Source organism: Pseudomonas arcuscaelestis (assembly GCF_016881005.1).
Taxonomy (GTDB): Bacteria; Pseudomonadota; Gammaproteobacteria; order Pseudomonadales; family Pseudomonadaceae; genus Aquipseudomonas; species Aquipseudomonas arcuscaelestis.
Window position 1 is genome coordinate 226141 of sequence record NZ_JACOPV010000012.1, and the last position, 7420, is coordinate 233560.

Sequence of the window (7420 nt, forward strand, 5' to 3'; positions counted from 1 at the left end):
GGTATTTCACTCGACCGACCCTAGGGCCTAGCGGGGCAGCAGCACGGTGGTGCCCGCGTCGTCGCGCAAGCGCACCGGGACGACCTGCGGCAGCGACTGGAGGAACCCTTCGACATTGGCGAGTTGCACTACAGCACTGACGCGCGCGCTGGTGCCAGGCGCAGCGCGCACGGGCGATTGCCGGTAGCGTGACAGGCTGGCGGCAACCTCGGTCAAATCGGCCTGGTCGAACACCAATCTGCCGGATTGGAACGTGAAGGCGTCGGTGGCGGCGTGGGGCAAACGCTGCAGGTGGCCATCGGCGCCCACTTCAGCAACCTCACCGTCGCCCAGCACCAGGCTTTCGCCGCTGTGGGCAAGGCTGTCGACCTGCACTCGACCCTCTTCGACACTGACCCGCAGCCGGTCGGGCAGCCGATTGACCACGAAACGGGTGCCCAGTACCCGCACCCGTGCCAAACCGCTGTCAATGACGAAGGGCCGTTGCGGCTGGCGGGCGACATGGAAGATTGCCTCACCATGCACCAGTTCTGCCTGGCGCTGGCCGGGCTCATAGCGCAGGTGCAGGTGAGTGTCGGCATCGAGGATGATTTCGGTTCCGTCTCGCAGATGCTGCGTCTGTTGTTCGCCAATGCCCGTGTGCAAATCAAGCTCCAGCGGGCCGTATCGATGGGCGTGCCAGCCCAGCGTGCAGCCCACTCCCAACAACACGGCCAGCATGCCACCTTGCAGCAAGCGGCGGCGCTGACGCTGAGCATTGCTGCGCTCCATGGCTTTGGCCAGCGCCTCGGTACGTTTGGTAGAGGCGAAGTCGCCCCAGAGTTCGGCAAGGGCACGGTATTCAGCCACATGGCGCGGGTCGGCCGCGAGCCAGTTGTCAAAATCGGCGTGTTCAGGATGCGCGGCATCGGCGTTGTACATGCGCGCAAACCACAACGCTGCCTGTTCGCGAATCGAATTCATGCGCGCAGCAAGTCGCGGGCGTCGCGTAAGGTGACCAAGGCGCGGGCCATATGGCGCTCGACCATGTTCAGGGAAATTTCCAGCTTTATCGCGATTTCCTTCTGAGCATAGCCCTCGATGCGCGCCAGCCAGAAAACCTCGCGACAGCGCGGTGGCAAGCAGTCGAGAATACGATGCAGAGCGGTCAGCCGTTGCTGGATGTCGAGCAGGTGTTCTGCCGAAGGCGCAACGTGCTCATCGCGGGCTTCCTCATAATCAGGCAGCGGCTGCAAGCGGTCATTGCGCCTGTAGTGGTCGATCAACACCGATTGCGCGACTTGCCTGAGGTACGCATTGGGTTGAGTCACAGGCTGGGAATGCTGGGCCAGGGCAAAGCGCAACAGGGCGTCATGCAGCACGTCGTAAGCGCGGTGCACGCAGCGGGTCTGACGACTCAGGCTCAGTAGCAGGTCGTTGTACGCCCAGCGCAGGTCGATACCTTGCCAATTCAGCGACGGGCTCCGGGGAATTGTCGGGTAGGGAAGGGCAAAGGGCACGGTCGGCTGCTCTGTGACACGACCGGGCTGGCCGCCTACGGAGCTTAAGCTTTTGTCAAATCCAAGTAAATAAGAAGTATTGCTATTAGCGTTCTATCTAGGTGAGTGGTGTTTAGCGCGCGACAGATCGCACCTGGCTTCATCGATCCGGACAACCATCAGGTATTGATAGGCTCGCCAAGCAACATCATCATCGGCGGGTCGTACTCTGCAATGGTCATCGCAGTTTTAATCATGATGCAGCCAGGATTATGAAGCTCAAGTGTGCTTTGCAGGTCCGAGTAGTGAGCCAGTGAGAGATCTACTGGTCCTGCCACGCAACTGTAAAGCGTCCGGTAGCCCGCCCCCGTGTGTTTGTCGTATGGAACGGTGGCGTGGTCATCGTAGGGGATTTTCTCAAATCGAAAACGCTTGGAGCTTGAGAAATGAATAACGGTCAAAAGGTCTGCAAAATCGACACTGACCATCCCTAACCTGAACAGCATCAGGCGCATGAACTCAACCAGTGACATCGCCCATTGCACAAAGGTCTCTTTCAATGGGCCGCCTGCGTCATAGAGCACCTGAACTTCGTTCTCGTTCAGGTTGCGCTTCATCGGTTCCGAATCAACGTAGAATGTCACCACTATATTGGTATCTAGCGAGCTGTGCTCTCGAGGCGCGCCAATTAAGAAGAGAACATTGGCAAAATGGTCAGGCACTGAATCAACCGGCGCATCCATGGATGACAATGTGGTGGTTGGTCCATAAGGAAATTGCCTAACAATTATGCGGTGATACACGGTTTTGAACGTAAGCGTCATCTAAAACCCTGAAAAACCGAGGATGGATTAAGTTGCGAATGTATCACTAGGTTGTCGGATATTCGATCTGCTACTTCTAGGCTATAGGGCGTTCGACGCCGCAACGACTTTATCATCAGCTGCGCCTGGACTCACTGGATTGCGCTCGTCCGCGACCCATTTCGTCGCACGTGCATGCAACATGCTGTTGGCGAACCACTGCTCAAACCTACTAACGCAGACTGCACTTATGTCCTTTGTACCTTCATTTTTTGATTTCCTGATTACTCATCTCCAGCAGGAGGAGCGCCGACGCATGCTGATGTCCATTGCCGTCACGGCGGCCCCTGAACATTGGTTGAGTCTGGAAGCTGCAGCGCTCCTGGACGTTAATCGCGCCCGGTTTGGCTTGGGCGAACCTCTGGATGAGCGACACAACGTGCCCCGCTGGCTGATCGCTGCCGAGCGCAAAAAAGTAGATGTGTGGATCGAGGATCAGACAGGCGATCAGCCCCCCCATGCTATGGAGTTCAAAGTCGTCCACAATAATAAAAATGCCTACCAGAAAATATGGGAAATCCGCCGAGACCTGCAAAAGGTAATACCCAATACCGAATCGAATGACCACGTCATTCGCTGGGGGGTGGTCTTTCTAGTGTTTCATCGATTCTACCAAGATCAAGCCGGCGGTTACGCTGTGAATCCTCAGTTCAAGGATTGCCCGGGAATGCTTCAGGCCTTCGAACATGCGCTGCATGACGACGAAGAATGGTATGCAGGCGCGCCAAAACTTGAGCTGGCGTTAGAGCCCGTGCATCTTTGCGACATGTCCACGGCAAACTATATCGACCCGGCGAGTGGACAGTCTGCTATCTATGTTGCACTGGTAAAAAGAAAACACTGAGGTGCCTGCCGTGGAAATTGATCAGGGCGTGGTCGATGCACTACAACATGCCAAGCATGTCCTGGTGTTTACGGGCGCTGGCGTTTCCGCGGAAAGTGGAATTCCGACGTTCCGTGATGCGCTATCGGGATTGTGGGCACGCTTCGACCCCGCCGCCCTTGCTACCCGTGAAGCCTTTAGACGAGATCCGTCATTCGTATGGGGCTGGTATGAGTGGCGGCGAATGCAGGTGTACAAAGCGCAACCCAATCTGGCCCATCGGGCGATTGCGGAACTATCCGCCAACGTTGCGAAGCTGACACTGATCACACAGAACGTAGATGACCTGCATGAGCGTGCCGGCAGTATTGATGTTATCCATCTGCATGGAAGTTTAAGCACGCCACGTTGTTTTGCTTGCGCCAGGTTCGCTGTCGAACCTTTGCCGCCGCCCGATGAGCCCATAGAGGGGCGGCACCTGGAGCCGCCGCGTTGCGGTCATTGCGGTGGCAAGCTTCGCCCTGGCGTAGTGTGGTTCGGAGAAAGCCTCCCTACCCAGGCTCTTGCGCAGTCGTTTGCCGCTGCCAAAGACTGTGACGTACTGCTATCGGTTGGTACATCGGGCGTTGTCGAACCTGCAGCACAAATACCTGATATTGCCTGGCGAGCGGGGGCTACCGTGGTGCATATCAATCCTGACACCAAGGGTGTCCGAGGCGCGCGGGAGTTTTGGCTGGAGGGGCGAGCAAGTGAGGTATTGCCACAATTGCTGGCAAAGGGGTTCAGGCGACAGAGGATCGAGTTTATTCGGTAATTTCGAACTGCACTGGCCACTGCGTTTTCTACTGCATCACCATGGCTCGTGATAATACGTGTTCGCCGTGGGCCCCGTCGCGCTTGCGGAGCGTGGTGAAGCCCCAAGCTGGAAGCTGGGTAATTGCAAGGAACATCTCCGCCTGCCTGGTTTGCACCGCTACCGTTAGGGTATTTGCCCGATGGCGAATGTTCCGCGTAAGCTCGCATCATAGTGCTATGAGGATGGATTCGATGTTGCACATACCGCTCGGAATGGGTCTTTTGCTTGCCGCTGCGTTGATTGAGGCCGCTCCGCTGCAGGTGCCGAGCCCGGCCGAGCTCAGGAACCAACTCGAAAGTCTCAAACCCGGTCAGTTTCTCTGGTACCCGCAGGTCTCGCCGGTGGGGCCGGTAACTGTGGTAGTCAGCCTCACCGAGCAACGTGCCTACGTTTATCGCAATGGCATCGCCATCGGCGTCAGTACCGTGAGCAGCGGCAAGGCAGGGCGGGAAACCCCCACTGGGGTCTTCAGCATTCTGCAGAAAAAGGTCGAGCATAAATCCAGTCTCTACAACAGCGCACCGATGCCGTACATGGAGCGCCTGACATGGGACGGCATTGCCCTGCACGCAGGCCATTTACCGGGTTACCCCGCGTCGCACGGCTGCGTGCGCCTGCCGTTGGAATTTGCCAAGAAGCTGTATGAAATCACCGGTTTCAGTTCGACCACCGTCATCGTTTCCGACACCCATAGTGCACCGGTGGAGGTCTATCACCCAGGCGTGCTGGCGCCTACGGTCAGCGAAGGCAAAGCCCAAGGCCCGCTGGTATTGAACAACCAACAGTTCTGGAACGATCCAGACCCAACGGCGGGGCCACTGTCGATCCTGATCAGTCGCGCCGACCTGCGCGCCTACGTGTATCGCGGCGGTCAGTTGATTGGCTCGGCGCCAGCACTGTCACTTGAAAGCAGTCGGCATCGCAGTGGTATGGCGGTGTATTCGTTGCTGCAAAAACCCACCGCCCTGACGCTCGACGCCGCGCTACCCTTACGCTGGTCGGTGGTTGCTCTGAGCAACCCGGAGTACGGGAGTACGCCCTATGAACAATTGGGGCAATTGAACATGAACCCGGAATTTCGCCGTCATCTATACGCGGCGATGGACGTCGGCACCATGCTGGTGATCACCGATTGGGCGTCCACTCGGGATACCCGCAGCGAAGGAAAATTCACAGTGATCAGCACCGAAGACAGCGAAGAACTTAAACCGTTGGTCAAGAAATGATCGGAAACTCCGCAAAAATCAAGCATGGTAGCGGGCTTTGAGCGGGCTTTGCTGGCAAATAAGCTGAGCCAGCAGACAGGTTTTTAAAAAGGATAATCAATGTCGATGTTCGAACCATTGCGGGGAGCCATCCGGCTCTCAGTGGCCAGTGTTGGCCTGTTACTCCTCAGCGCTTGGCATACCGCCTTCGCGCAGGCCCTGCCTAGCGCCGCCGAGCTGCAGCAATTGGCGCCGAACGCCAGTCTTTCCACCCTGGCCCTGGCACTCACCGCTTATTCGTGCGCCAGTCACAGCGATGCGGACAAGTTGCTGACGGTGATCGATTACTCCAAGGCCTCACGTGACAAGCGCTTGTGGGTGTTTGACTTGCGCGCCAGGAAACTGTTGTTCGAGGAGTGGGTGGCCCATGGCAAGAACAGTGGCGCGGATGTGCCGACCACGTTTTCCAACGTCCCGAACAGCTACCAATCCTCCATCGGCCTGTATGAGACCGGTAAAACCTATAGCGGTAAACACGGCCGTTCGCTGCGTCTGCAAGGGCTGGAACCGGGGTTCAACGACAACAGCATGTCGCGGGCGATTGTCATGCATGCTGCCGCGTATGCCGATCCCAAGGTTGTTCCCGGTCTCGGACGCCTGGGTCGCAGCCAAGGGTGTCCTGCCGTTCGGCCAGCCATTGCCGGCAAACTGATCGATACGCTGCAACGCGGTAGCTACGTGTTCGCCTATTACCCGCAAAAAGACTGGCTGAAAAAATCGCGCTACCTCAACGACCAGAGCTGCCCGATGGCTGATCACGCGCTCGCCAGCATCGGGCAATAGTGCGTACTGGAGCCGCACGCGCTATTTTTAAGAAATGATCATGGACATTCGATCGACAAGGCCACCGCCGCAACCAGGCGGTGACCTGTTTCTTAGTGCTTGAACTTAACCCCACTGTCGATATCGGTCATGCCTTGCGCGGCGTACCTTCAGCGTGCGACACCGTGACATCGATTTGAATCAGCGCATCATTAGGCAATGCACCCACCCCAACGGTTCTGCGTGCAGGTGCGGCGTTGGCGAAATAGGTGCTGTAAACATCATCCACCGCTGCAATGTCGCCGATGTTTTTCAAAAAGATGTTCACCTTCACCACATCGCTCATGCTGTGGTTGATGCTCTCAATAATCGCCTTGATGTTTTTCAGGCATTGCTCGGCTTGCTTTTTCACCCCGCCAGGCACTATCGCCTGCGTTTTCGGGTCGATGGGCAGTTGCGCAGAGATGTGGTTGTAGTGAGAGAAGGCTACCGTTTGTGTGGACAGGCCGCAGGTGGGGGCGTTGTCGGTGTTGTGTGCTTTGATGACAATGCCATGACGGTCTTCGACCAACTGTGGTGGTGTCCCGTCGCCGTGGGAGACGACTGCTTCGATTTGCACCAGCGCGTTAAGCGGCAGGCCCGACACGGCTGCAATGGTGCGCGCCGGCACATAAGCGACGGCCCTGGCAATCGCTGAGTCTGGGAAGAACGTTGTGTAGACTTCGTTTACCGCCGCAACATTGGCGAGGTCCGTGAGGAAGATATTGATTTTGACGATGTCGTCAAACGGCACATCGATACTTTCGAGGATAGCCTTGATGTTTTTCAGGCACTGCTGAGTTTGCTCCTTGATACCGCCGCCCACCCGTTTGCCCGTGCTTGGGTCGATAGGCAGTTGTGCTGAAAGGTTGTTGTAGTGAGAAAAAGCGACTGTTTGCGCAGACAGGTGGCTCGTTGGGGCTTTGTCCGTGTTGCGCACCACTTTGATCAGATCACCTGCTTGCGGCGCTCCGGGGATAGTGCCTTCGCCATGCGACACCAGGGCTTCGATTTGAACCAGCGCGTCCAGGGGAAGTGCCGCGACGGCGACGGTTGTCAGTACCGGGACATAGTCCGGAAAGAATGCTGCGTACACTTCGTGTACAGCGTCAAGGTCGGAGATGTTTTTCAGGAAAATAGTAATTCTCACCACGTCGGTCATCGCGTGATCGATGCTTTCCACAATCGCCTTGATGTTCTTGAGGCATGGCGGCCTCAAGGAGCAAGTGCAACAGTCAGTTAAAAAATCGGAGCGTGCTAATTACGAAATTGAACGAGATACCGCCTCCGAAGCATCGCGATCGTTTGGCGTCTGAGCGAACCGAGCCATCCCG

General features: G+C 57.0%; 8 protein-coding genes. 4 read left to right on the plus strand and 4 right to left on the minus strand.

Annotated elements, in window-relative coordinates:
- Positions 1-27: 27 nt before the first annotated feature.
- The 3 genes from H8F21_RS19715 to H8F21_RS19725 form a co-directional block, all read right to left on the minus strand.
- Complete coding sequence (locus H8F21_RS19715) at positions 28-963, minus strand: FecR family protein (RefSeq protein ID WP_203478357.1); 936 nt, start codon at positions 961-963, stop codon at positions 28-30.
- Positions 960-1499: an RNA polymerase sigma factor gene (locus tag H8F21_RS19720; protein ID WP_203585165.1), complete on the minus strand. Its 540-nt coding sequence runs from the start codon at positions 1497-1499 to the stop codon at positions 960-962. Before H8F21_RS19720 ends, H8F21_RS19715 begins: the two co-directional genes overlap by 4 nt.
- 158 nt (positions 1500-1657) lie before the next feature.
- Positions 1658-2302 (minus strand): hypothetical protein, encoded by a 645-nt coding sequence (locus H8F21_RS19725; RefSeq protein WP_203478353.1) that lies wholly within the window; start codon positions 2300-2302, stop codon positions 1658-1660.
- Between the two features lie 295 nt (positions 2303-2597).
- Here H8F21_RS19725 and H8F21_RS19730 point away from each other — a divergent pair, with 295 nt between their 5' ends.
- The 4 genes from H8F21_RS19730 (at position 2598) to H8F21_RS19745 (ending at position 6068) form a co-directional block, all read left to right on the plus strand.
- Positions 2598-3185 carry a hypothetical protein gene (locus tag H8F21_RS19730; protein ID WP_236043116.1) on the plus strand — a complete coding sequence of 196 codons (588 nt, stop codon included), beginning with the start codon at positions 2598-2600 and terminating at the stop codon, positions 3183-3185.
- Between the two features lie 10 nt (positions 3186-3195).
- Complete coding sequence (locus tag H8F21_RS19735) at positions 3196-3978, plus strand: SIR2 family NAD-dependent protein deacylase (protein WP_203478350.1); 783 nt, start codon at positions 3196-3198, stop codon at positions 3976-3978.
- A 233-nt stretch (positions 3979-4211) separates the two neighbouring features.
- A complete protein-coding gene (locus H8F21_RS19740; RefSeq protein ID WP_203478349.1) occupies positions 4212-5246 on the plus strand; it encodes a L,D-transpeptidase in 1035 nt (344 codons plus the stop codon).
- Between the two features lie 99 nt (positions 5247-5345).
- On the plus strand, positions 5346-6068 hold the full coding sequence (locus H8F21_RS19745; RefSeq protein ID WP_203478347.1) for a murein L,D-transpeptidase catalytic domain family protein: 723 nt from the start codon (positions 5346-5348) through the stop codon (positions 6066-6068).
- A gap of 127 nt (positions 6069-6195) precedes the next feature.
- Here H8F21_RS19745 and H8F21_RS19750 read toward each other — a convergent pair whose 3' ends face one another.
- Positions 6196-7305: a RidA family protein gene (locus H8F21_RS19750; protein ID WP_203585166.1), complete on the minus strand. Its 1110-nt coding sequence runs from the start codon at positions 7303-7305 to the stop codon at positions 6196-6198.
- Positions 7306-7420: the final 115 nt, after the last annotated feature.

What these genes read in the sequence shown, in the direction of transcription:
- H8F21_RS19715 (WP_203478357.1), bottom strand. Translation starts at nt 963, where the DNA reads ATGAATTCGATTCGCGAACAGGCAGCGTTGTGGTTTGCGCGCATGTAC.
- H8F21_RS19725 (WP_203478353.1), bottom strand. Translation starts at nt 2,302, where the DNA reads ATGACGCTTACGTTCAAAACCGTGTATCACCGCATAATTGTTAGGCAA.
- H8F21_RS19730 (WP_236043116.1), top strand. Translation starts at nt 2,598, where the DNA reads ATGCTGATGTCCATTGCCGTCACGGCGGCCCCTGAACATTGGTTGAGT.
- H8F21_RS19740 (WP_203478349.1), top strand. Translation starts at nt 4,212, where the DNA reads ATGTTGCACATACCGCTCGGAATGGGTCTTTTGCTTGCCGCTGCGTTG.
- H8F21_RS19745 (WP_203478347.1), top strand. Translation starts at nt 5,346, where the DNA reads ATGTCGATGTTCGAACCATTGCGGGGAGCCATCCGGCTCTCAGTGGCC.